The sequence below is a fragment of the Massilia sp. YIM B02763 genome (assembly GCF_030412015.1).
In the GTDB taxonomy this organism is placed as follows: Bacteria; Pseudomonadota; Gammaproteobacteria; order Burkholderiales; family Burkholderiaceae_D; genus Telluria.
This window is the reverse complement of the sequence record NZ_JASNRD010000002.1, coordinates 62,331-85,827: the sequence shown is the minus strand read 5'-3', so window position 1 is coordinate 85,827 and position 23,497 is coordinate 62,331. Positions and strand designations below refer to the sequence as shown.

Annotated in this window: 28 protein-coding genes; 19 read left to right on the top strand and 9 right to left on the bottom strand. The window is 66.5% G+C overall.

Annotation, left to right across the window (positions count from 1 at the left end; genetic code table 11):
* Positions 1 to 135: 135 nt before the first annotated feature.
* The 6 genes from QPK32_RS03960 (at position 136) to QPK32_RS03935 (ending at position 3,251) form a co-directional block, all read left to right on the top strand.
* A complete protein-coding gene (locus QPK32_RS03960; RefSeq protein ID WP_290411471.1) occupies positions 136 to 525 on the top strand; it encodes a DUF4398 domain-containing protein in 390 nt (129 codons plus the stop codon).
* A gap of 34 nt (positions 526 to 559) precedes the next feature.
* Positions 560 to 1,474 carry an OmpA family protein gene (locus tag QPK32_RS03955; protein WP_290411470.1) on the top strand — a complete coding sequence of 305 codons (915 nt, stop codon included), beginning with the start codon at positions 560 to 562 and terminating at the stop codon, positions 1,472 to 1,474.
* Positions 1,475 to 1,510: 36 nt separating this feature from the next.
* Positions 1,511 to 2,047, top strand: coding sequence for a bacterioferritin (locus QPK32_RS03950; RefSeq protein WP_290411469.1), 537 nt, complete (start codon positions 1,511 to 1,513; stop codon positions 2,045 to 2,047).
* A 103-nt stretch (positions 2,048 to 2,150) separates the two neighbouring features.
* A complete protein-coding gene (locus QPK32_RS03945) occupies positions 2,151 to 2,456 on the top strand; it encodes a YqjD family protein (protein WP_290411799.1) in 306 nt (101 codons plus the stop codon).
* Positions 2,457 to 2,476: 20 nt separating this feature from the next.
* A complete protein-coding gene (locus QPK32_RS03940) occupies positions 2,477 to 2,863 on the top strand; it encodes a phage holin family protein (protein WP_290411468.1) in 387 nt (128 codons plus the stop codon).
* 19 nt (positions 2,864 to 2,882) lie between these two features.
* Positions 2,883 to 3,251, top strand: coding sequence for a hypothetical protein (locus QPK32_RS03935; protein WP_290411467.1), 369 nt, complete (start codon positions 2,883 to 2,885; stop codon positions 3,249 to 3,251).
* Between the two features lie 293 nt (positions 3,252 to 3,544).
* Here QPK32_RS03935 and QPK32_RS03930 read toward each other — a convergent pair whose 3' ends face one another.
* A complete protein-coding gene (locus QPK32_RS03930; RefSeq protein ID WP_290411466.1) occupies positions 3,545 to 4,009 on the bottom strand; it encodes a glycine zipper 2TM domain-containing protein in 465 nt (154 codons plus the stop codon).
* Positions 4,010 to 4,197: 188 nt separating this feature from the next.
* On the opposite strand from QPK32_RS03930, the gene QPK32_RS03925 reads away from it, so the two are divergent.
* From QPK32_RS03925 to QPK32_RS03915, 3 genes are all read left to right on the top strand, one after another.
* Positions 4,198 to 4,746 (top strand): hypothetical protein, encoded by a 549-nt coding sequence (locus QPK32_RS03925; protein WP_290411465.1) that lies wholly within the window; start codon positions 4,198 to 4,200, stop codon positions 4,744 to 4,746.
* Between the two features lie 162 nt (positions 4,747 to 4,908).
* Positions 4,909 to 5,223 carry a BON domain-containing protein gene (locus QPK32_RS03920; protein ID WP_290411464.1) on the top strand — a complete coding sequence of 105 codons (315 nt, stop codon included), beginning with the start codon at positions 4,909 to 4,911 and terminating at the stop codon, positions 5,221 to 5,223.
* Between the two features lie 141 nt (positions 5,224 to 5,364).
* Positions 5,365 to 6,672 (top strand): AI-2E family transporter, encoded by a 1,308-nt coding sequence (locus QPK32_RS03915; RefSeq protein WP_290411463.1) that lies wholly within the window; start codon positions 5,365 to 5,367, stop codon positions 6,670 to 6,672.
* Positions 6,673 to 6,749: 77 nt separating this feature from the next.
* Here the strand turns inward: QPK32_RS03915 and QPK32_RS03910 are convergent, their stop codons facing one another.
* Entirely contained in the window at positions 6,750 to 7,676 is a 927-nt protein-coding gene (locus tag QPK32_RS03910) for a YihY/virulence factor BrkB family protein (RefSeq protein ID WP_290411462.1), read from the bottom strand.
* A gap of 154 nt (positions 7,677 to 7,830) precedes the next feature.
* Positions 7,831 to 8,877 (bottom strand): OmpA family protein, encoded by a 1,047-nt coding sequence (locus QPK32_RS03905; RefSeq protein ID WP_290411461.1) that lies wholly within the window; start codon positions 8,875 to 8,877, stop codon positions 7,831 to 7,833.
* Between the two features lie 707 nt (positions 8,878 to 9,584).
* Between QPK32_RS03905 and QPK32_RS03900 the strand changes: the two genes are divergently transcribed.
* The 5 genes from QPK32_RS03900 (at position 9,585) to phbB (ending at position 13,607) form a co-directional block, all read left to right on the top strand.
* Positions 9,585 to 10,199, top strand: coding sequence for a winged helix-turn-helix domain-containing protein (locus tag QPK32_RS03900; protein ID WP_290411460.1), 615 nt, complete (start codon positions 9,585 to 9,587; stop codon positions 10,197 to 10,199).
* Between the two features lie 168 nt (positions 10,200 to 10,367).
* Positions 10,368 to 11,120 (top strand): glutathione peroxidase, encoded by a 753-nt coding sequence (locus QPK32_RS03895; protein ID WP_290411459.1) that lies wholly within the window; start codon positions 10,368 to 10,370, stop codon positions 11,118 to 11,120.
* A 25-nt stretch (positions 11,121 to 11,145) separates the two neighbouring features.
* Positions 11,146 to 12,015: a zinc-dependent peptidase gene (locus QPK32_RS03890; protein WP_374046696.1), complete on the top strand. Its 870-nt coding sequence runs from the start codon at positions 11,146 to 11,148 to the stop codon at positions 12,013 to 12,015.
* A gap of 105 nt (positions 12,016 to 12,120) precedes the next feature.
* Entirely contained in the window at positions 12,121 to 12,675 is a 555-nt protein-coding gene (locus QPK32_RS03885; protein ID WP_290411458.1) for a hypothetical protein, read from the top strand.
* 185 nt (positions 12,676 to 12,860) lie between these two features.
* The gene (gene phbB / locus QPK32_RS03880) at positions 12,861 to 13,607 is read left to right on the top strand and encodes an acetoacetyl-CoA reductase (RefSeq protein WP_290411457.1); all 747 of its coding nucleotides are present in this window, start codon (positions 12,861 to 12,863) and stop codon (positions 13,605 to 13,607) included.
* A gap of 166 nt (positions 13,608 to 13,773) precedes the next feature.
* On the opposite strand, the gene QPK32_RS03875 is transcribed toward phbB, so the two are convergent.
* The 6 genes from QPK32_RS03875 to QPK32_RS03850 all read right to left on the bottom strand — a co-directional run bounded on the left by QPK32_RS03875 (position 13,774) and on the right by QPK32_RS03850 (position 19,415).
* Positions 13,774 to 14,283 carry a hypothetical protein gene (locus tag QPK32_RS03875; protein WP_290411456.1) on the bottom strand — a complete coding sequence of 170 codons (510 nt, stop codon included), beginning with the start codon at positions 14,281 to 14,283 and terminating at the stop codon, positions 13,774 to 13,776.
* 16 nt (positions 14,284 to 14,299) lie between these two features.
* Complete coding sequence (locus QPK32_RS03870; protein ID WP_290411455.1) at positions 14,300 to 15,151, bottom strand: hypothetical protein; 852 nt, start codon at positions 15,149 to 15,151, stop codon at positions 14,300 to 14,302.
* 86 nt (positions 15,152 to 15,237) lie between these two features.
* A complete protein-coding gene (otnI, locus tag QPK32_RS03865; RefSeq protein ID WP_290411454.1) occupies positions 15,238 to 16,020 on the bottom strand; it encodes a 2-oxo-tetronate isomerase in 783 nt (260 codons plus the stop codon).
* A gap of 72 nt (positions 16,021 to 16,092) precedes the next feature.
* Entirely contained in the window at positions 16,093 to 16,584 is a 492-nt protein-coding gene (locus QPK32_RS03860; protein WP_290411453.1) for a MarR family winged helix-turn-helix transcriptional regulator, read from the bottom strand.
* 217 nt (positions 16,585 to 16,801) lie between these two features.
* The gene (locus QPK32_RS03855) at positions 16,802 to 18,289 is read right to left on the bottom strand and encodes a DEAD/DEAH box helicase (protein ID WP_290411452.1); all 1,488 of its coding nucleotides are present in this window, start codon (positions 18,287 to 18,289) and stop codon (positions 16,802 to 16,804) included.
* Positions 18,290 to 18,635: 346 nt separating this feature from the next.
* Positions 18,636 to 19,415, bottom strand: coding sequence for an inositol monophosphatase family protein (locus tag QPK32_RS03850; protein WP_290411797.1), 780 nt, complete (start codon positions 19,413 to 19,415; stop codon positions 18,636 to 18,638).
* 181 nt (positions 19,416 to 19,596) lie between these two features.
* Between QPK32_RS03850 and QPK32_RS03845 the strand changes: the two genes are divergently transcribed.
* The 5 genes from QPK32_RS03845 (at position 19,597) to QPK32_RS03825 (ending at position 23,471) form a co-directional block, all read left to right on the top strand.
* Positions 19,597 to 20,352, top strand: a complete 756-nt coding sequence (locus QPK32_RS03845) for an RNA methyltransferase (protein ID WP_290411451.1) — start codon at positions 19,597 to 19,599, stop codon at positions 20,350 to 20,352.
* Positions 20,349 to 21,311, top strand: a complete 963-nt coding sequence (locus tag QPK32_RS03840; protein ID WP_290411450.1) for a triacylglycerol lipase — start codon at positions 20,349 to 20,351, stop codon at positions 21,309 to 21,311. The genes QPK32_RS03845 and QPK32_RS03840 overlap by 4 nt, the downstream gene beginning before the upstream one ends.
* A 67-nt stretch (positions 21,312 to 21,378) precedes the next feature.
* Positions 21,379 to 22,134, top strand: coding sequence for a response regulator (locus QPK32_RS03835; protein WP_290411449.1), 756 nt, complete (start codon positions 21,379 to 21,381; stop codon positions 22,132 to 22,134).
* 79 nt (positions 22,135 to 22,213) lie between these two features.
* Entirely contained in the window at positions 22,214 to 22,897 is a 684-nt protein-coding gene (locus tag QPK32_RS03830; RefSeq protein ID WP_290411448.1) for a TetR/AcrR family transcriptional regulator, read from the top strand.
* A gap of 25 nt (positions 22,898 to 22,922) precedes the next feature.
* Positions 22,923 to 23,471 carry a TIGR00730 family Rossman fold protein gene (locus QPK32_RS03825; protein ID WP_290411447.1) on the top strand — a complete coding sequence of 183 codons (549 nt, stop codon included), beginning with the start codon at positions 22,923 to 22,925 and terminating at the stop codon, positions 23,469 to 23,471.
* Positions 23,472 to 23,497: the final 26 nt, after the last annotated feature.

The following is a 23,497-nucleotide window of genomic DNA, read 5'->3' as shown; positions in this document are numbered from 1 at the left end:
ATGTGCGGTGCCGCACCGTGCAAGGGCAACGGTAGAGCAGGGCGGCGCCAATGTGCGGCACCGAACCGATGAAGGCTCGACGGGAGGGTTATAACGTTACCAACACTATCCCTAGAACCAAGACCGGAGAACAACATGGACATCAAATCGATCAACCTGCCGCTGCATGCCGCCATGGTGACCGTGGCCCTCGCGCTGGTTGCTTGCGCCAGCCCGGAAAAGACCCCGGCGACCGCCGCCGTCGCGGTATCGCACAACGCCGTCGAGAACGCCGTATCGGCCGGCGCGCCCGAGCTGGCGCCGCAGGAAATCAATGCGGCGCGCGAGAAGATGATGCGCGCCAACCAGGCGCTGGCCGCCAAGGACTACAAGACGGCGCGCGAACTGGCCGTGCAGGCGCAGGCCGACGCCAAGCTGGCGCAGAGCAAGGCCAATTCGGCCAAGGCCACCGCCGCCGCCGACGCCCTGAACCAGGACCTGCGCGTGCTGCGCCAGGAAGTGGACCGCGCCAACTCGAGCCAGTAATTCGTCCTTCAACAACAAGAACAAAGGAAGCATCATGAAAACATCGTTCCCGAAAGCCCTCGTGCAGGCCCTGACCCTGGCCGGCGTGCTGTCGCTGGCCGCCTGCAGCAGCACCCCGACCACCACCCCGACGCTGGACGAGGCGCGCGCCGACTTCGTCGCGGCCAACAACAACCCGGCCGTGTCCTCGTACGCGCCGAACGAATTCCGCCAGGCCAGCGAGGCCCTGGACCGCGCCAACCAGGCCGCGGCCAAGCGCGAGGACCTGAACACGATCGACCGCCTGGCCTATGTCGCCAAGCAGCGCATCGCCACGGCCCAGGAAGTGGCCAAGGCCAAGACGGCCGAAGCCGACATCGCCAACGCCAGCCGCGAACGCGACCGCGTGCAGCTGGAAGCCCGCACCGCGGAAGCCGAGCGCGCCAAGCGCGACGCCGCCGCCGCCCAGGCCCAGGCGGCCGACGCCCAGATGCAGGCCCAGGCCGCGCAGCAGCAGGCGGCCCAGCTGGCCGAGCGCTCGTCGCGCCTGGAAGCGCTGCTGGTCGAACTGCATGCGCAGAAGACGGAGCGCGGCATGGTCGTCACCATCGGCGACGTGCTGTTCGGCACCGACCGCGCCGAATTGACGCCGGCCGGCATGGCGACGGTGCGCAAATTGGCCGAGGTCATGATGCAGAACCCGGACCGCTCCGTGCTGGTCGAAGGCTTTACCGACAGCACCGGCAGCTCCGCGCACAACAAGGACCTGTCCGAGCGCCGCGCGCAATCCGTGGCGCAGGCCCTGACCAGCCTGGGCGTGCCGCGCCAGCGCGTCGACATGCGCGGCTACGGCGAAGCGTACCCCGTCGCGGCCAACGACACCGCGTCCAACCGCCAGCTCAACCGCCGCGTCGAGATCGTGCTGTCGAACGAGGGTGCCACGGTGCCGCCGCGCGCGGCCCAGCGCTGATCAGTTTTTTGCCCCCACTGTAAGGAAAGCTTCATCATGGAACAGAACGCATCGAACCTGGCCCACGGCTTCGACATCCAGGAAATCCGCCGCGCCGCAGCCAACCTGGAAGACGGCGCCGTCACCGAGGGCTACGCGGCGGACCGCGAGGCGGTGATCGCCATGCTCAACGCGGCGCTCGCCACCGAACTGCTGTGCGTGCTGCGCTACAAGCGCCACTACTACACCGTCAGCGGCCCGAACACGGGCCACATCAAGGACGAGTTCCTGGAACACGCCCAGCAGGAGCAGGACCACGCCGACCGCATCGCCGAACGCATCGTGCAGCTGAACGGCTCGCCGAACTTCAATCCGGCCACGCTGACCCAGCGCAGCCACGCGGAGTACGACGATTCCGAGGACGTGCAGGCGATGATCCGCGCCGACCTGATCGCCGAGCGCGTGGCCATCGAGTCCTACCGCCAGATGATCCAGGCAATCGGCGACAAGGACCCGACCACCAAGAACATGCTGATCGAGATCCTCGCCACCGAAGAGGAACATGCCGACGACATGCGCGACCTGCTCGCCTGAAACGGCGTAGCCTATCCATTACCTACCCACCAAGAACAAGGAGTACATCATGCTCGAATCCCTCCGCGCCAACGCCAACGCCGCCCGCGCCAACGCGAATGCCATGTCGGCCAACGGCAGCCTCGACGATGCCAGCGCCGACGTCAAGGCCCTGGTCAAGGATGCCCAGTCGCTGCTGACGGCCGCCGCCGCCCTGACCGGCAACAAGGCCGACGAGCTGCGCGAGCGCGGCATGCAGATGCTGGACGTGGCGCTCGGCAAGGCCGGCAAGGTCCAGGGCCAGGCCGTGGTCAAGGGCAAGGAGCTGGCGCACGCGACCGATGTCTACGTCAAGGACAACCCGTGGCGTACCGTCGCCGTCGCGGCGGGCGTCGGCCTGCTGCTGGGTGTCATCCTGGGCCGTAAATAATCGCGGTCGGGGGCAAAGCCATGGACAACAACGAACCCTACGTGCAAAGCCCCGGACTCCTGGGTGGCATCACCGGCCTGGCAAGGAATGCGTTCGGCCTGGTGGTATCGCGCGTCGAACTCGCCGCGCTCGAACTGTCGGAGGTGCGCAACCACGTGATCGAACTGCTGGCGATCTTCGCCGCGGCCGTCCTGTTCACCTGGTTCGCACTGGCCTACGGTACCGCCACGATCGTCGCCCTGGCCTGGGACGAAATGGGATGGAAGATCCTGCTGGTGCTGTTCATCGTGTTCGCGGTCCTCACCGCCATTCTCGTCATGAAGGGGCTGTCGATGCTCAAGCAGGGCAAGCTGGCCTTCCCGGAAACGATGAAGGAATTGCGCAACGACCGCGACATGCTCATGTAAGAACACGGGAGCTCATATCATGGAAAAGAGAAGCTATGCGAGCGGGCACCACGGTTCCCATGAAGAACGCAAGCGCGCGCTGCTGCGCGAAGGCGAGTTCTACCGTACCGGCGTGGCCCACGCGCGCGCCCAGATCAGGACCGCGTCGCGGCCCGAAGTGATGTTTCACTCGGTTATCGATCATGCGACCTGGGCCCTGCGCACGCGCGCCGATGCGCTGCTGAAACCGACGGGGACAAGCGTATCAGTGCTGGCCCCCTATGCCCTAACCGTGTTAGGCTTTATCCGAAAGCGTCGTCTCGGCAAGCCCGCGCTGGGCGTCGCCGCCGTCCTCGGCGCGGCAGCCTGGTATTTGCAGCGCAAACGTGCGCGCGACGTGGCATACTGAAAGCGATGTGATTGAGGGAGCAGGCTGCAAGGCCTGTTTCCTGCTGTCATCAGGCGTGGAGCGATGTCCGCTTCACGCCGTCACGAATATGGTGGGGCTTGAGCGGCGTCGCAATCTTCGATTGGACGCCGTCTTTTTTTGGCCGGTTACATCAGCGACGTCGTCCCTGCGAAGGCAGGGACCCAATTTTGCATGCGCAGCCACGGCGCAAAAATACATGGGGTCCCTGCCTTCGCAGGGAGTCGTTTCCGGCAATGCCGGGAACGACGCGTTTCCGTTAGCGAAGAAACCTCTCAGTAACGGTACACCCGGCCGTCGACGATGCGCACGCGGTTCCCCACGCGCAGGTCGTAGACGCTATCCTGGACCACGGTCCTGTATTCGCCATTGTCCAGGCGCACATTCACCGAATACATTTGCTGGCCTTCCGGATTGCGGTTCGCTTCCACGCGGTTGCCGATCGCCGCGCCGGCCACGCCGCCGGCCACCGTCGCCGCCGTGCGGCCGCCGCCGCTGCCGACCTGGTTGCCGGCCAGTGCGCCGACCAGGCCGCCGACGATCGCGCCCGCTCCGCTGGTGCGGCCTTCGCCGCTGCTCACCTGGATCGATTCGATCGTGCCGTAGCCCATCGCGGCCGTGTTGTCGTAGCCGCCCCGGTAGCCATCGTTGGCGTAATAGGGGCGGGAATTGTTGCTGGCGCAGCCACCGAGGATCGCGCCGGCCGCCACCAGGGCGGCAATGCTACGAGATGCTTTCATGACTTGTCCTCCTGCAAAGATGTGATTCCAGATTAGGCAGCCGCGCGTAACGGGTCTGTGCGATGACGCACCCGTTCCGTCCGGCGCCGTACGAATGCGGAGTGAGCGGTGTCGTGTGTTCGTCAGCGTACAGAAAACGTCGTTACGGCAGAGTAAAACGTCAACTGTGTGCTGAAGAAGGAGAAAAAATGAGGACACCACACATGATCCTGTTGCTTGCCGCCGCCCTGACGTGGGCGAGCAGCCATGCGCGTGCCGCGACGCCGGAAGCCAAGGCGGCGTACCAGCAGGCGCGCGACGCCGCCGCCGCGAACTACAAGAATGCGCGCGCCCGCTGCGATGCGATCACCGGCAACCCGAAGGACGCGTGCGTGGCCGACGCGAAGGCGGCACGCGTGCGCGCCGACGAGGAAGCGCGCGCCCGCTACGAGGACACGCTCAAGGCCTATACCCGGGCGCGCATGCGCATCGCCTCGGCCGAATACGACCGCGAGAAGGTGCGTTGCGACGGCCTGACGGGCAACGACAAGGACGTGTGCAAGGCGCAGGCCAAGGCGCGCCTGGTCGCCGCCCAGGCGGACGCCCAGGCCGACCGCAAGCAGATCGAGGCGCGCAACGAGGCGCGCGAGGACAAGCTGGACGCCGCCTACAAGGTCGCGATGCAGCGCTGCGACGCCTTCGCCGGCGCGGCGAAGGACCAGTGCGTCGCCGGCGCGAAGACGGAGTTCGGCAAATGAAGGCTGGCGTGAATGCCGGCCGACAGGCCGGTTCCGGCATGGCCATGGCGGGCAGTGCCCGTCCGGCCAGGACCATGCCGGAACCTGCTTTACAAGCGGTTCCCACCGCATCCCGCTCGTCGGAGCACAACCAGCAATACCATTAACAATAAGGAGTTCACCATGAACATCACCAAACGTGTCGCCACCGCCATCTTCACCGCTACCGTCGCCTTCACCATCGTGGGCTGCTCGTCGTCGCCGACCCGCGAAAGCACCGGCGAATACCTGGACGATTCGGCCATCACCGCCAAGGTGAAGGCATCGATCTTCAACGAGCCGACCCTGAAGTCGACCGAAATCAACGTCGAGACCTACAAGGGCGACGTCCAGCTGTCGGGCTTCGTGGCCCAGGCTGAAGATGCCAAGAAAGCTGCCGACATCGCGCGCGGCGTGAAGGGTGTGACCTCGGTCAAGAACGACATCCGCGTAAAATAAGCCCGGATCGGTCTGGACGACGGCCGTAGCGTGGCGCCCATCGACGGGCGCGCGCCGGCCGGCTGCTCCAGTCAGGCGGACAGCGCGGCCCTGTCCGCCGGCGCCGGGTTGCACAGGCTGTTTCATTATCAGGTAAGACTTATGCAGCTCGCCAAATCCGGCATCTCTTCCAGCGACGCATCCGCCGCCGCTGTTCCCGTATCCGCTGCGCCGGACACGTCCGCCGCGCCCCCGGAAGAAGGCCCATCCGCGGCCAAGTCGGCCGGCCTCGTCAACGACGCAGGCGCTCCCACCGGCGAAGAACTCGGTGCCCAGCACGGCAACCTGCGCCTCCCGGTCCATGTCAACGTACGCGGCCTGACGCTCGGGGTGATCGCCACCGTCGCCTTCGTGTTCGGCCTCCAGTGGGCCAAGAATTTCTTCGTGCCGCTCCTGCTCGGCATCTTCATCGCCTACACCCTGAGCCCCATCGTGCGCTGGCTCGAGCGCTGGCACGTCAAGCGCGCCGTCGGCGCGTCCGTCGTCACGGCGCTGATCCTGGCCGGCCTGGCGCTCACCGTCCAGCGCGTGCAGGGCGAGATCTTCAATATCGTCGACGAGCTGCCCGCCATCACGCACAAGGTCAGCAAGATGATCATGCAGGCATCCGACGGCCAGCCGTCGACGATCCAGCAGGTGCAGGCCGCCGCCGCCGAGATCGAGCAGGCCGCCGCCAACGCCGGCACGGCCCGCCATGCGCCGGCCCGGCGCGGACCGCCGCCCGGCGCCGTGTCGCCGTCGCAGACGCCGGGCGCCAGCAATTTCCGCGTGATGGACTGGCTGCTGGCCGGGTCGATGGGCCTGGCCAGCTTCATCTCGCAAGCCACCATGGTGGTGTTCCTCGTGTTCTTCCTGCTGCTGGCGGGCGACACGTTCAAGCGCAAGCTCGTCAAGCTGACGGGGCCGTCGCTGACGAGAAAGAAGGTCACCGTGCACATCCTCGAGGACATCAACACCTCGATCCAGAACTACATGTTCATGCTGCTGGTGACCAATGCGTTGCTGGCGCTGTTGATGTGGGGCGTGCTGCGCGCCGTCGGCATCGAGAACGCGGGCGCCTGGGCGATCTTCGCCGGCGTCACCCATATCATGCCGTACTTCGGTTCCCTCTTGATCACGGCCGTCACGGGCCTGGTCGCCTTCATGCAGTTCGAGTCGCTGCAGATGGTGGTACTGGTCGCAGGCGCCTCGCTGGCGATCGCGACCCTCGTCGGCATGGTCGTGACGACCTGGATGACGGGCAAGTTCGCCAAGATGAACCCAGCCGCCGTGTTCGTCAGCCTGCTGTTCTGGGGCTGGCTGTGGGGCATGTGGGGCCTGCTGCTCGGCGTGCCCGTCGTCGTCGTGATCAAGGTCGTGGCCGAGCGCGTCGAGGGCATGGAAGTCATCGCCGAACTGCTGGGCGAATAAGCGCCACCGCGGGAAAGAAAAAGGCCGGACCGTCGCGAGACGGCCCGGCCTTCGTCTTGCGCCGGCGGTGCGGGCGTTCAGCGCGCCGCGCTCACGCCGGCATTGCCATCTGGCTTCTTCGCACCCGGCACGTCCTTCTTGCGCAGGCTGCCCAGCTGCAACGCATACTGGCGCGCGAATTCCGCGCCCAGGAAAAAGATCTGGGCCGAGTAATACACCCACAGTAGCAGGGCGATCAGCGAGCCGGCGGCGCCGAAGCTGCTCGTCGTGCTGCTGTTGCCGATGTACAGGCCGATCGCATATTTCCCCAGCGTGAACATGATAGCGGTGCCGAAGGCGCCGATGGTCACGTCGTGCCAGGACAGCTTGATGCGCGGCAGCAGCTTGTAGATCGCGCCGAACAGCACGGCGATTACGAGGAAGCCGAAGGCGGATGCCAGCCAGCCCAGCACGATCGTCGCCGATTGCCACATATTGCCGATGAAGGTCTCCACGATCGTCAGTGCGGCCGACACGACCAGCGAGGTCATCAGCAGCAAGCCCAGCGTCAGGATCAGGCCGAAGGACAGGAGGCGCGTGCGCACCGTGTCCCACCAGCTGGCGTCGGCGGGCGGTGGAACGCCCCAGATCTCGTCGAGGCTGTCCTTCAGTTCGGAGAAGGCGCTCGTCGCGCCGACCACCAGCAGCACCGAGGCGACGATCGTCGCCAGCCTGCCGCTCTCGTGGTTGCGGGCGCCGGCCAGGATGGCCTGGATGGTTTCCGCGCCCTGCGGTCCGACGAGGCCGCGCAATTCGTGGATCAATTGTCCCTGCGCCGCTTCCTGTCCATAGAAGAAGCCCGCGATCGCGATCACCAGCACCAGGATCGGGGCCAGCGAGAACAGCGAGTAGTAGGCCAGGGCCGCACCCTTGCTGGCCGCCCGGTGCGCCATCCATTCGGTGATGGCGCAGCGCATCACGTGGAGGAGCTGGCGCGAGAAGGGAACCCAGTTTTGTACTGCCATCGTACGTCCTCCAAAAAAACAACGCGCCCGAAGGCGCGTTCGACGGGCCTGTGCCCAGGGTCGGCACCGCGGTTCGCGAACCTGGGTGCCGGCGGCGGCATGCTGCCGGCAAGGATCCGCGGACCCGGGCCGGCATGCTGCCGTCATGCGTGCATTACTGGACGCGGCGTTCGATGGTGATCTGCTCGACTTCCACGCGGCGGTTCGGTGCCAGGCACTCGATCAGCTCCGACTTCTTCTTCTGGTTGCAGTCGGTGACGACCGGGTTTTCCTCGCCACGGCCGACGGCTTTCAGGCGGCTGCCGTCGATGCCCTTGGCGACCAGGTAGTCGCGCACGGCATTGGCACGGCGCTCCGACAACTTCTGGTTGTACTTGTCCGAACCCAGGCGGTCGGTGTAGCCGGTGATCGTGATGTCGTTGATCGAGGTGTCGGCCTGCAGGGCAGCGGCGATCTCGTCCAGTTTCGGCATCGGCTGGTTCAGGGTGGCGCTATCGAATGCGAACAGCTTGGTCGCCTCCAGGGTCACCTTCTCGAAGCGTGCCGGCGGCGGCGGCGGCGGAGCGACCGGAGCCGGTGCCGGTGCCGGGGCTTCTGCGACCGGAGCCGGAGCCGGGGCCGGAGCCGGGCGCGGCGGCGGGTTGAAGGCATAGTTCAGGCTGACCGACACGTATTTGTTGAGCGACTTGTCGAAGCCGAACTTGTCTTCGTCATCGATCCAGCCCTTGACGGCGCGGGCGTCGGCCTGCAGCGACCACTGGTCGTTGATGCCTACCTGGAAGCCCAGGCCGGCGGTTGCGTACGGCGACCAGCCATCCTGGACGCCACGGCCCGGACGGCCCATGCGGTCATGCTGGCCGCCGACACCGACCAGCAGGAACGGACGGAAGTTCTGGCGCGACAGCATCAGCAGGGCGTCGACGCCCACCAGGACCTGGCGGTAGTCGTTGCCGGCATCCTTCGAGCGGGCCCAGGTGGCGCCAGCCTGGATGTCCCACAGCGGGTGCACTGCCTTGCCAAATTTCAACCCGGCGCCCCAGTCTTTATCGTCGGTGCCAAAGTCGCCATCCGGCTTGATGCCGACGACGGTCGGTGCGACATACCAGGACGGATTGACGACTGCCGTGGATTCTTGAGCCAGCGCCGAACCGGCGGAGCACATGATGGCAACGGCCAGGGCGATCTTCTTCGTATTATTCACAGGTAACTCCCATAAGTTGTAAAGGTACTTGACATCGCATGCCTTGCAGTGATGTTGATGACAAGCTTACAAGTCAGCACTTTCTTGGGTCAGTGCGCTAGCGCACCTAAGAGCCGAATGTTGTGGTGATCTTACAACATAGCTTTTTCGACCACTATTGCTGTTTGTTTCTGAATGTTACGAACACCGTCGTACATCGCCCTATTAGCGCCGAAAAGCGTGGTCCCTACAGCTATACATAGGTATGACGCGCGTACCAGGCGGGATCGGCTCTGCCATATGGATGTCATAAAGCACGTGTAGGGCAGGGTGACACGGTTTCGCCCGCACGAATCTGCCCACAAAAATATTGTTGTAGCAGCACAACAAACCTGCGCACGATTGGATGCGCAGATGTCGTTTTGTCATCACGGCCGCTCGCCGGCATTCGTTGGATAGCAGCCTATCCGCTGAGTTCAATTTCCGGCACTGATCGAACGCAGGGCTCCCACCGGTCAGGCAGGCTCTACAGGAGAGCCGCGTCAATACGCCATGTCAGAAAATTACTTCCAGATATTTTTAGAAATGTGGGATGGCGCACAGACCGGGGATGGTGAGGCAGGCAATCTTGTACCCAGTTAAGCGGAACCGACTTGTTGACAGACGGTCATATCACTAGGCGGTCCGGGCCTCACCAGAACACAGTCCTTTATACGGAGTAAACCAATATGCATGCAGCGACTCACCACAATGCGGTTCAAGGCGACCTCAACGCAGTGCACACTTCCAGCAATTCTGCATTGATCGAGCGCGTCCCGCCGCAGCCGACCGAGCGCGCCCCGATTTCGCTGGCACCGATCGAGCGCGTGCGCTCGACCTCGGCCACCCAGCGCCGCATCGAGAACATGCAGAAGCTGATTGGCGAGCTGCAGACCCATGAGATGCTGGCCGACGAAATCGCCTGGTTCCTGAAATTCTCGCCGTCGGGCGCACGCAAGTACATCCGCGACCTGCGCGAGGCCGGCGTGATCGAACTGGCACGCTATATCGAAGGCACCGCCACCTACCTGGGCAAGGCCGTCTACCGTATTTCCCCGGATCCGGAACGCGTCAAGGCCTTCCTGGGCGCCATCTGCCAGCCGAAGCGCGAAGGCGCCGCGCCGCGCAAGGAGCGTCCGGGCCTGCGCGAGCAGAGCATGGCCGGCACCGGCCGCCATTTCCACATCCTGGCCGACGACACCCACTACGCGATCCGCGTGAACCGCAGCCCGGTCAGCCGCGACCCGCTGGTCGCTGCACTGTTCGGCCCGGCACCGAGCCAGATCGGCAAAGAGCGCGCCTGATCTCCCGGCCGTCTCGACGGCCCGGCACGCGCCGCACCCCATCCCGCGCCACCCCGCCTTTCGGCCGGGTGGCGATTTTTTTTCTATTCCAGCAATTGAAAACTCAGCAAGGGTACGCATATGCCGTCCAGGCGGCGCATTGCGCCCTGCGATCGACAAGGAGAATCCATGTTACCGAATGCCGAATCACTGGAAGGAAAGCCGGTCCCCGACGTGACGTTCAAGACGCGGCCCAACGACCAATGGCGCGACATGACGAGCGCCGAGCTGTTCAAGGGCAAGACCGTGGTCGTGTTCGCGCTCCCGGGCGCCTTCACCCCGACCTGCTCGTCGGCCCACCTGCCGCGCTATAACGAGCTGGCGCCGGCATTCCGCGACAACGGCGTCGACGAGATCCTGTGCGTCGCCGTGAACGACGCCTTCGTCATGAATTCCTGGCAGGGCGGCCAGGAAGCCGGCAACATCACGATGATCCCGGACGGCAACGGCGACTTCACGGAAGGCATGGGCCTGCTGGTCGACAAGCGCGACCTCGGCTTCGGCAAGCGTTCCTGGCGTTATTCGATGCTGGTCAAGGACGGCATCATCGACAAGATCTTCATCGAGCCGGACAAGGAGGGCGATCCGTTCGAGGTCTCCGATGCCGACACCATGCTTCGCTACATCAATCCGGATGCGCAGGCGCCGGAACCCGTCGTCATGTTCTCCAAACCCGGTTGCCCGCATTGTGCGCGCGCAAAGGCCGTGCTCAAGGCAAATGGCATCGTGTTCACCGATATTTCGCAGGACGCCAAGATCAATACCAGCGTGCTGCGTGCCGTGTCCGGCCAGATGACCTGGCCGCAAGTCTTCGTCGGCGGCCAGCTGATCGGCAGCGCCGACGACGTCGAAGCGCATTTCGGCCGCGCCGGCGCCGCCTGAGCCCGGCGCCAACGATCCGGGAGGCATGATGGAAGCCGCTCTCGTCTGTGCCGCCCTCGCCGGCGCGCTGCTGCTGGCCTGGCTGCTGCCGCGCTGGCGCCTGCGCCGGGTGCTGGCGCGCCCGCTGGACGCGGTCCAGCTCGGCTACATCGAGCGCAACGTCGACCAGTACCGTGGCATGCCGTCCTCGCTCCGGCAGCAGCTGCAGTACCTGGTCAAGCAGTTCCTGCACCAGAAGACCTTCGTCGGCTGCGCCGGCCTCGAGGTCACCGACGAGATGCGCGTGACAATCGCGGCCCAGGCCTGCCTGCTGCTGCTGAACCGCCGCACGGACGTCTATCCGGGGCTGCACGCCGTCCTCGTGTATCCGGGCGCCTTCCTGGTGCCGCGCAAGGAAGCGGACGAGGCCGGCGTCGTCACGGAGACGCGCCAGGACCTGCTGGGCGAGTCCTGGGGCGACGGCCGCGTGATCCTGTCGTGGGAGCATGTGCGCCGCGCCGGCTTGCCCGCCCAAGGCACGCACAACGTGGTGCTGCACGAATTCGCCCACCAGCTCGACAGCGAATCGGGCAGCAACAACGGAGCGCCCCTGCTCGGCAGCGCCGAGCGCTACCGGCGCTGGTCGGAAACCCTGTCGCGCGATTTCGCGCTGCTGCGCCGGGACACGTACTGGGGCCAGCGCGACGTGCTCGACCCCTACGGCGCCACCAACCCGGCCGAATTCTTCGCCGTCGCCACCGAGACCTTCTTCGAGCAGCCGCACGCGCTGGCATCGCGCCACCCGGAACTGTATGCCGAGTTCCAGGCCTATTTCCGGGTCGACCCGCGCGACTGGTTCGCGGCGCCGGCGCCGGAACCCGTCCACTACGGCGCGGTCTACGGACAGTGGCAATAAGGATCGCCAGGAGCGCTCCTGGCGCAGGCTGCGTGCGGCTGCGTACAGACCCGGCCGGCCCGGGCGCGCATCATGCAGCTCATCGGGTGCACGAGGAGTTCAGCCATGTCCATGATCATTGCAGGGCACTTCCAGCTTCAGGATGAAGTCGAGCAGGCGCGCCGCGCCCTCGTCGACGCCGGTTTCGATGCCGCGCGCATCAGCGGGTTCTACCTGAGCCAGCCGGGCCAGCACGACATGACGCCGCTCGGCGGCGACCACATCACGTCGCCGGGCGCCAAGGAGTCGCCGGAAGGCGTGGCCCAGGGCGCGGCGGCGGGCGCGGCCGTCGGCGCCGTCGCCGGCGCGGCCACGGCGCCCGTCACCGGCCCGATCGGTCCCGTGGTCGGTGGGCTCGTCGGCGCCCACGTCGGCTCGCTGTTCAGCTTTTCCAAGATGAAGGATGCCGGCGAACGGGAAGAGGGCGGCCGTGCCCCCGTCGAGAACCGCCATGCCGGCATGCTGGTCGCCGTCGCCTTCGACGATGCCGGCCAGGAAGGACGGGCGGTCGACGTCCTGCGCGGCCTTGGTGCCACCCAGATCGAGCGTGCCAGGGGCAATATCGTCGACGGCGACTGGGCCGATTTCGACCCGTCCAGCGCGCCGGACATTATCCGCTGAGCATCCGCTGAGCTTCCACTGAGTATGCGCTGAGCAATTGCCGCTTCACCCATTGCGCTTATCCAGCCAGCCTAAAATGACTGGCTGGATTTTGATTCTTCGCAAAAACCCCTTTGTCCGAACTCCTAGACTCGATGTTTCCTGCTGCGCAGCCCGCGCGGCGGAATGACACGGGACGAAGAGCTATGTGCGCAGATAAAGTGGCTTTGGTGACTGGAGGAATGGGAGGATTGGGGACGGCGATCTGCCGGCGCCTGGAGACGGAAGGCTTCCAGGTGGCGGTGACGTACTCGCCGGGCAATGCGACGCCGGAAGCGTGGCTGGCGGCCCAGCGCGACGACGGCTATCACTTTACCGCCTTCAAGGTCGACGTGACGGACTACGGCGACTGCGAATGGATGGTGCAGAAACTGCTGGCCGACATGGGGCGGCTCGACGTGCTGGTGAATAACGCCGGCATCACGCGCGACCGCAGCCTGCGCAAGATGAGCCGCGAGGATTGGCAGGCCGTGCTGAACACCAACCTCGACAGCGTCTTCAACATGACCAAGCAGGCGATCGAGCCCATGATGGCGCAGCGCTGGGGCCGGGTCATCAATATTTCTTCCGTCAATGGCCAGCAGGGCGCCTTCGGCCAAGCCAATTATTCCGCCGCCAAGGCCGGCATGCACGGCTTCACGAAGGCGCTGGCCCTGGAGGTCGCGCGCCACGGGGTGACCGTGAACACGGTGTCGCCGGGCTACCTGCGCACGCGCATGGTCGAGGCGGTCCCCGTCGAGGTCATGCGCGACAAGATCCTGCCGCAGATCCCGATGGGCCGCCTGGGCGAGCCGGACGAGATCGCCGGCCTGGTCGCCTACCTGGCGTCCGAGCAAGCCGGCTTCATGACCGGCGCCAACCTGGCCATCAATGGCGGGCAGCATATGTGCTGAACTAGTTACGTCTGAAACACGTCGTTCCCGGCATTGCCGGAAACGACTCCCTGCGAAGGCAGGGACCCAAGTTCTGCTTGCGGTATCGATGCGCTGGCAAGATTGGGTCCCTGCCTTCGCAGGGACGACGTTGTTTACTCTTACCTATTACGAAGCCCTGCCTTTGTCAGGCCGATGCGGGCGGCGTGTGCAGCGCCACCGTATCCAGATGGGTCTTGAGCCGGTCGATCGCCGCCAGGATCGCCACGGGATCGGTCGAGGCCGCCGCCGCGGCGAAGCCCAGCAGGCGCGCGACGAGCGTGATGCCGTCGCCGATGCGGGTGATGTGGCGGATCTTGACGGCCGCGTCCGCCGTCAGCTTGACCAGCTGGGCCTGTGGCCGGCCGAGCCCGGCGACGATGCAGGCGGCTGCGTCCGCATACAGGCGGTTCGCGCGCTGGCGCAGCTCGATCTCGGCGTCGAGCATGGCGCGGGCGGCCGCCTGCTCGGACTCCGGGACAGTGCCTCCGCCGTGGCGGCGGATGTCGCGCATCACGCGCTCGTGGATGCTGTCGGCGCAGACGGACAGGCGGTCGGCCAGTTCCTCGACCTGGCGCGCGCTGGCCATCGCTTCGCCGGCAGAAGGCGGCGCCGGCCGCGGCGTCGGCATGTTCGGCTTGGGGGGATCGCTCGTCATGCGGGGCTCCTCGGGTTCACTCGGACAGGGCGTCGCGCAGATTGCGCAGGTCGCGCACGTAGGCGGCCAGCTGCTTGCGGAATTCGTCGCTGCGCAGGTCGTTCAGGTGCTCGCGCATCTTCTGGTGGCCCAGCGCGACCTTGGTCAGCCCCTGCAGGGCGACGTCGTAGCGCTTGTCGACGAGGCGGTATTCGGTCGACTTGTTCAGGTAGTGGACCTTGGCCAGCGTCACCAGCATGCGGTCGGCATTCTTGGCGGAGAACGGGATCTCGACGTCGAAGATCCCGAGCACCGTCTTCTTCTCGTTCTCGTTGGTCTTGGCGTACAGGCGCGTGAGGGCGATCATCGCGTCCAGCAGCACCTGCACGTCGGCATCGCCATCGCGCACCATCGTCTCCACGCTGCGGTTCTGGTAGTTCGAGGCGATCACCCGCGTGAGCAGGCGCGTCAGGCCCGTGTAGGCGGCGATATGGCGCTGCTGCAGGCTGGATTCCGTGTTCGCCTTGAGCCCGTTGCCGAGGTCGTCGATGCGGTCGGACAGGTCGTAGCGCACGTCGCCGGCCAGCACGCTCAGCGTCTGCATGTACAGCACCACGCTTTTCTGGATGCTGACGAAGTCGTCGTAGACGGCGCGCCGGCGCGCATCGTTTTCCTTCGCGATGCGGTCGGCGGCCGGGGACAGGTAGGGCTGTTCGCGCTCGTAGGTGTCGCGGTAGCGGCGCGACAGCTCGCCGTAGCCGCCCAGCCGCGCCGACGCGTCGGCGAATTCGCGTACTTCGGCCAGGCTGACCTGGCCGGTACCGGCGCAGCCGCCCAGCAGCAGGGCGACGCCGAGGACAAACAGCAAGGGAATGCGGCGCAAGTCCATGGGTCCTTTCTGGTCGGCAAGAGGCCGAGCCCGAAAGGCTCCATTCTTTCAAACCCGTTTTATGGGGATATTGCTTGGTATCAAGCTCAACGCGTGCCGAGGGCGTCGCGCCAGGCCAGGCCGGCGACGGTGTCGCCGCGCGGATTGTATTCGCAGCCGACCCAGCCAGCGTAGCCGAGCTCGTCGAGCAGGCCGAACAGGAAGGCGTAGTTGATCTCGCCCGTGCCCGGCTCGTGGCGGCCCGGCACGTCGGCGACCTGGATGTGGCGGATCAGCGGCAGCAGCTGGCGCAGCGTGTGGGCCAGGTCGCCTTCCATGCGCTGCATGTGGTAGACGTCGTACTGCAGGAACAGGTTGGGGACGGCGCACTCGGCGATGATGGCGGCGGCCTGGCTGCTGCGCGTGAGGAAGTAGCCGGGGATGTCGCGGTCGTTGATCGGCTCGATCAGAAGCTCGATGCCGTGCGGGGCCAGCTTGCCCGCGGCAAAACGCAAATTATCGACGAAGGTGGCGTGGGCACGCTCGGAGGACACGGCCGGATGCTGCTTGCCCGCCAGGCAGTGCATGCGCTTCACGCCCAGGTCGAGCGCATATTCGAGCGCCAGCTCGACGCTATCCTGGAATTCGCCGATGCGGCGCGGATCGCAAGCCATGCCCCGTTCGCCCGCCACCCAGTCGCCGGCAGGCAGGTTGAACAGGGCCAGTTCCAGCCCATAGCGCTGCAGGCGGCCGGCGATCTGTTCCGGCTCGAAGGCATAGGGGAACAGGAACTCGACGCCGTCGAAGCCGGCGTCGCGCGCGGCGGCAAAGCGTTCCAGGAAGCCCAGTTCGGGAAACAGCAGGCTCAGGTTGGCAGCGAATCGTGGCATGGCGGTCTTTGCTTAACTAAATAGAAACAGCCCGACATGCTAGCCGATCCGCGGCGTTCCTGCAGACGCGTGTCACCCGTGCTGCTGTGGGACGGGGGCTCGGTCGCCTGTCGGCGTTAGGGATGCCACCGGCGGCACGCCGGCGATCTGCGCCATCAGCGTCGACGTCGCCTCGAGCTGGGCGCGCGACGGTCCGCCCAGCACGGTGCGGCTGACGTTGTCGACCACCACGGTCGCGTTCGTGACCAGCTCGCTGCCGGCCGGCGTGATGAGGGCATAGCCGACGCGGGCGTCGCGCGGGTCGCTCTGGCGCGCGACGAGGCCGATCTTTTCCAGCGGCAGCAGCGAGCGGGTGACGCCGGAAGCGGTCAGGCCCAGCTTCTCGGCCAGGTCGACGCGGCGCAGGCGCCCACCAGGCGCGCGCTGCAATTGCAGCAGCAACTGGTAGTCGGCGAAGCTGATGCCGTGGTGGCCGCCCAGCGCATTGTCCAGGCGGCGCTGCAGCGTCGCCCAGGCGCGCGACATGCGCAGGGCGAATTCGGTAGTGAGGGTATCGGTGCTCATGGCGGCTTACCTTTGAGAGATGGTTGAGTCCTCAAATATATACGCGGACATAATGTTTGTAAAGTATTTGAGTGCTCAACTATTTGCGAGGGCGAGCCATGAAACAGCGTCGCCCCTGCGCAGGCAGGGGCCCAATGTTGCATGCGCATGCACAACGCAAGCAATACTTGGACCCCTGCCTGCGCAGGGGCGACGGTTTTACGGAAGGCGGGCTGGCTTAGCGATCGCCACCCGAACGCTGGCCGGCCGGACGCGGGCCGCGGCCCTGGCCACGGTTGCCGCCATTGCCGGCGCCGCCGTTACCGTTACCGCGGTTGGACGGCTGGGCACGGCCGCCCAGCAGGGCTGCGCCGCCGCCGTTGCCGCCGGTGCGGGCGCCGTTGCCGCCGCCGCTGCGCTGGCCGCTCGGCGCCGCCTGGGTGCGCGGCTTGTTGCCGCCGTTGCCGCCGTTGCCGCCGGCAGGACGGCCACCGCCGCCCGGACGGCCGCCACGGCCGTTCGCGTGGCCGCGGTCGCCGCTGCGCAGCTGGATCGGCTGGGCCTTGGCGTTGGGATCCGGCTCGAAGCCCGTGATCACTTCACGCGGCAGCGTCTGCTTGATCAGCTTTTCGATGTCCTTCAGCATCTGGTGCTCGTCGACGCAGACCAGCGACACGGCTTCGCCGGTGGCGCCGGCGCGGCCCGTGCGGCCGATGCGGTGGACATAGTCTTCCGGCACGTTCGGCAGGTCGTAGTTGACCACGTGCGGCAGCTGGTCGATGTCGATGCCGCGCGCCGCGATGTCGGTCGCGACGAGGGCCGTCAGGCTGCCGTCCTTGAACTCGGCCAGCGCCTTGGTGCGCGCCGACTGGCTCTTGTTGCCGTGGATCGCCATCGCGCCGATGCCGTCCTTGCCGAGCTGCTCGACGAGCTTGTTCGCGCCGTGCTTGGTGCGGGTGAATACCAGCACCTGCTTCCAGTCGTTGGTCTTGATCAGGTGCGCCAGCATCGGGTGCTTCTTGTCGCGGTCGACCGGGTGGATCTTCTGGGCGATGACTTCCACGGTCGAGTTGCGGCGCGCGACTTCGATCATGGCCGGCTTGTCCAGCAGGCGGTCGGCCAGGGCCTTGATCTCGTCCGAGAAGGTGGCCGAGAACAGCAGGTTCTGGCGCTTCGGCGGCAGCACGGCCAGCACCTTGCGGATGTCGTGGATGAAGCCCATGTCCAGCATGCGGTCGGCTTCGTCCAGCACCAGGATCTCGATCTTGTCGAGCTTGATGGTGCCCTGGGCCACGTGGTCGAGCAGGCGGCCCGGGGTGGCGACGAGGATGTCGACGCCGTTGGCCAGCAGCTTGATCTGCGGGTGGATGCCGACGCCGCCGAAGATGACGGCCGAGCTCAGGTTCGTATACTTGGAATAGATGCGGACGTTTTCCTCGACCTGGGCGGCAAGTTCGCGGGTCGGGGCCAGCACCAGCGCCCGGATGGCGCGCTTGGAGGTCTTGTTCGTCAAGGCCGCGCCCACCGCGTCGGTCGACAGGCGGTGCAGCACGGGCAGGGTGAAGCCGGCGGTCTTGCCGGTGCCGGTCTGGGCGCCGGCCAGCAGGTCGCCGCCGCCGAGGACGGCCGGAATGGCCTGTGCCTGGATCGGGGTCGGAGCGGTATAGCCCGCTTCAGTGACGGCGCGCACGATGGCGTCGGAAAGACCGAGAGTAGTGAATGACATAAGTTTTCTGTAGGGATCGGCGCGTCGCCCTGGGGGGCGCCAGTCCAGCCGATCGGTTACACAACACAGGGCGGCCGGTACTGGAGCCGGCGCGCCAAGACGCACCATGGACGAAATGTCACAGGTACGCGGCATTATAGTTAAAAATGTTTCGCTAGGGAAATTCCAGCGCAGCGCTGCCGTTGGGCAGGCTGGTGAGCGGGGAGGCATGGCGCCTCGTGGGCGGGGGCACGCGCGAAGCCTGCGGCAGGGGTGCCGCGCGGCCCAGCAGGCCCGCGGCATTCCCCGGACTTACACGGGGGCGTATTCTACGCGAAAGGGCGCGAGTCCGCCCTCGGTCGAACGATCAGGCAAACGGCGACAGCAGGTTGACCATGCCGGCGAAGACCTTGGGACCGGCGGCGATCACGTCGCCCTTGTTCAGGTACTGCGATTCGCCGTTGAATTCGCCGACGATGCCGCCCGCTTCCGTGACCAGCAGCGAGCCGGCCGCGATGTCCCAGACCTTCAGGCCTTTCTCGAAGAAGCCGTCGAGGCGGCCGGCAGCCACGTTGGCCAGTTCCAGCGCGGCCGAGCCGCCCGAGCGCACGCCGTGGCAGCGCGGCGCGACGACTTCGTACATGCGCAGGTATTCGGCCAGGTCGCGCGGCTCGGCGCCGTGGCCGGAGCCGATCAGGGCCTTGTTGATGCGGTCCGGATTGCGCACGCGGATGCGCTTGTCGTTCAGGTAGGAGCCGCCGCCCTTGGTGGCAGTGAACAAATCGTTGCGGACCGGGTCGTAGATGACGGCCTGGGTGATCACGCCGCGCTGTTGCAGCGCGATCGAGATGCAGTAGTTCGGGTAGCCGTGCAGGAAGTTGGTGGTGCCGTCGATCGGATCGATGATCCAGACGTACTCGCTCTCGTCGTTCAGGTTGCTGGAAGCGCCATTTTCCTCGCCCAGGATCGCGTGATCGGGGTAGGCTTTCAGCAGCGTCTCGATGATCGCCTGTTCCGACGCCTGGTCGATGTCGGTGACGAAGTTGTTATGGCTCTTTTCGCTGATCGTGATGCGATCGAGGTCAAACGAGGCGCGGTTGATGACGGTCGCGGCGCGGCGGGCGGCCTTGATGGCCGTATTGAGCATTGGGTGCATGAAAGCTTCCGTAAAAAATGCTGACGCCCACCGCGCAAGGCGCCGTGAACGATCTGAACGAGAGAAAATTATAAAGAGCAAAGCGGTGCCGAAGCCGTTAAAATCGCGAGCCTGGCTGCTGTAGCCTTGTCTCGATTTCAACGCTCGTCACCGCGCGATGCCGCTATTGTAAATGAACCCGAACGAACTTGATACGTCTCTTTTCAAACGCCTGCGTTTTGTGTTAGTTGAAACCAGCCGCGCCGGCAATGTCGGTTCGGTGGCGCGCGCCATGAAGACGATGGGCTTTTCCGACCTGGTGCTGGTCGCGCCGCGCTGCGCCGACCCGCTGCAGGACGCCGAGGCCGTCGCCTTCGCCAGCGGCGCCATCGACGTGCTGCAGGGCGCGCGCATCGTGGACACCATCGGCGAGGCGCTGGACGGCTGCAATTTCGCCGCCGCCGTCTCGGCGCGCCTGCGCGAATTCTCGCCGCCCGTATGGGCGCCGCGCGGCTTTTCCGCGCACGTGGCGCGGGATGCGGACCTGCGCCCGGCCGTCATCCTCGGCAACGAGCGCGTCGGCCTGCCGAACGACATCGTCGAGGGCTGCAACGTGCTGATCAACATCCCGGCCAATCCCGAGTATTCCTCGCTGAACCTGTCGCAGGCGGCCCAGGTGCTGGCCTACGAGTGCCGCCTCGCGGCCCAGGGCGAGAACCGCACCCAGGAAGGCATCGGCTTCCACGGCGAGGCGGCCAGCATGGCCCAGGTGGAGGGCATGTACGCGCACCTGGAAGAGGCGCTGGTGGCGATCGGCTTCCTGAATGCCGACAACCCGAAGAAGCTGATGCCGCGCCTGAAGCGACTGTTCGCGCGCACCCAGTTGGAGACGGAAGAAGTCAACATCCTGCGCGGCATCGCGCGCCAGATGATGCGCGAACGGCCATGAACCCGAGCGCGCGCCGCCTGCTGCAGCTGATCCTGCTGGCGCAGGCGCTGGCGGCGCTCGCGGTGGCCTGGCTCGCATGGTCGCTCGGTGCGCGGGCCTGGCTCGCGCTGGCGGCCGGCGTCGCCGCCGTGGCGCTCGCGCGGCTCTTCATCAACCTGAACAACTTCCGCATGGCGGCGCGCGCGTCCAGCGCCACGCCGGACGAGCACCGCCTGGATACGATGGGCGCGCTGCGCCTGTTCGCCGAGGAATTCAAGGCCAGCATGCTGGTCTCGCACTGGCACATGCCGCGCGGCCGCGCCGCCATGCGCATCCATCCGGGCAGCGCGCACCCGCCCGTGCTGCTGGTGCACGGCTACGGCTGCAACGCCGGCTACTGGGCGCACTTGCTGCCGCTGCTCGACGCGGCCGGCATCAGCCATGCCGGCGTCGACCTGGAACCGGTCGGCGGCGACATCGACGCCTACGTGCCGCTGGTCGAGCAGCGCGTGCGCGAACTGCTGGCGGCGACGGGCGCGGCGGGCGTGGCGATCGTCGGCCACAGCATGGGCGGCCTGGTGGCGCGCGCCTGGGTGCGCGCGCACGGCAGCGGCACGGTGGCGAGAATCGTCACGCTGGGCACGCCGCACCATGGCACGGCGCTGGCCGACCTGGGCCCGGGGATCAATGCGCTGCAGATGCGCCGTGGCGGCGCAGGCGAAGAAGCGCAGGGCAGCGACTGGCTGCGCGCGCTGGCCGCCAGCGAAAGCCCGGAAACCCGCGCCCTGATCACCTCCATCTACACGCACCACGACAATATCGTGGCGCCGCAGACGTCGAGCGTGCTGCCGGGCGCCCGCAACATCGCCTTCGGCGGCATCGGCCACGTGGCGCTGGGCAGCAATCCGCGCGTGCTGGCCGAGGTGATGCGCGAACTGGCGGCGTTGTCGGCGCCGGTGCCGAGCGCTGCACCAGCGTAAACATTGTTACTTTTTACCTTGTGACATGTTACAGTTGACCGGGAAGACCCTCGTTCCCGGAATTAGCATGGCACGCATCCTCCTCGTCGACGACCATCCGCCCAGCCGCGCGCTGATGGCCTGGCATCTGCGCGCACGCGGACACGAGGTCCTCGATGCCGCCAGCGGCATCGACGGCCTGGAACTGGCACGGGCGCGCCGGCCCGATCTGACGGCCTGCAGCCTGCGCCTGCCGGACCTGGGCGGCCGGGCGCTGGCCCTGCTGCTGCGCGCGGACCGCGCCTGCGCCCACATGTCGCTGGTGGCGCTCGGCGCCCTGGATGGCAACGAGGATGGCGAGCGGGAAGCGCTGCTGCGCGCCGGCTTCGATGCCTGCGTCGGCGCGCCGGACGACCCGGAGCGCTTCTGCGCCGGGCTCGAGGCCGTGCTGCCCGGCCCGGACGGCAACCTGCTGGTGGTCGACGACGACGCCTTCATGCTGGCCGTGCTGGCCGACGTGCTCGCCGATGCGCGCTATCGCGTGCTGGCCGCGCGCTCGGCGGGGGAGGCGCTGGCGCTGCTGGCGCGGCGGCGCATGGAGGTGGTGCTGTCCGACCAGAACATGCCTGGCCTGGCGGGGACGGCGCTGCTGGCGCGGGTGCGCGCAGCCAATCCGGCCTGCGCGCGCCTGATCCTGTCGGGGGAGACGGACCGCGCGGCGATCGAGCAGGCCCTGGCGGCGGGCCTGGTCGACCGCGCCTATGCCAAGCCCTGGGACGGCGCCGCGCTGCGCCAGGCGGTGCAGGAGGCCTTCGTGCTGCAGCGGCTGCGCGCCAGAACCTGAAAGAGCGCGTTTTAGGCCGGGTGGTGGCCGGGGCCGGTCGATGTTATCCTTGCGGGTGACTCCACCCAGGCACCCTTCCATGCAACAAAAAGCGCCGCGCCGCACCCGCGAACGCATCCTCGAGCTGTCGCTCCGGTTGTTCAACGAGTTCGGCGAACCGAACATCACCACCACGGTGATCGCCGAAGAGATGAACATCTCTCCGGGGAACCTGTATTACCACTTCCGCAACAAGGACGACATCGTCAATTCGATCTTCGTGCAGTTCGAGGCCGAGATCGAGCGCATCCTGACCGTGCCGGCCGGCCGCCGCTCGAACATGCAGGACGTGTGGACCTACCTGCACCTGATGTTCGAACTGATCTGGAAGTACCGCTTCTTCTACCGCGACCTGAACGACCTGCTGTCGCGCAACCGCAAGCTGGAACTGCACTTCAAGGCGATCCTCGCGCACAAGATCAAGGTCGCGCGCCAGCTGTGCGAGGACCTGCGCAGCGAAGGTTCGCTGGAAGCGAGCGACGCCCAGATCGGCGCCATGGCCACCAATATGGTGGTCGTCGCGACCTACTGGCTGTCCTACGAATACGTGCGCAACCCGCGCAAGTACAGCGAGCAGCAGGCCATCGCCGACGCGCTCGCGCGCGGCTGCTACCAGGTGCTGTCGATGGTCGGCCCCTACCTGCGCGGCGAAACGCACGCGCTGTTCGAGCGCCTGTCGGACGACTACCTCAAGAAACTGCCGGCCCAGGCCAGGCAGGAATAAGCAAGGCGGAACCAGCAAGGACCCCATGAAATCGATCGCCGTCTACTGCGGCGCCAGTCCTGGCGCCGACCCCCGCTATGCCGACGCGGCCCGCGCGCTGGCGCGCGCCCTCGTCGACCACAATATCGCCCTCGTCTACGGCGGCGGCAAGGTCGGCCTGATGGGCGTGATCGCCGACGAGGTGCTGCGCCTGGGCGGCGAAGCCACCGGCGTGATCCCGAAGGCCCTGGTCGAACGCGAAGTGGGCCATGCGGGCCTGACGCGCCTGTTCGTCGTGAAGGACATGCACGAGCGCAAGGCGATGATGTCGGAGCTGGCCGAAGGCTTCATCGCCATGCCGGGCGGGATGGGCACGCTGGAAGAACTGTTCGAGATGGTCACCTGGGCCCAGCTGGGCATCCACGCCAAGCCGATCGGCCTGTTCAACGTGGCCGGCTTCTACGACGGCCTGGTGCAATTCGTCGGCCACATGGTGGAGCAGGGCTTCGTGCGTCCCGCCCACGCGGCGCTGCTGCAGACGGATGCCGACCCGGACGCGCTGATCGCGCGCCTGCGCGGCACTGCCGCCGGATAGCTTCCGTTCGCTCCCGCGCAGGCCGG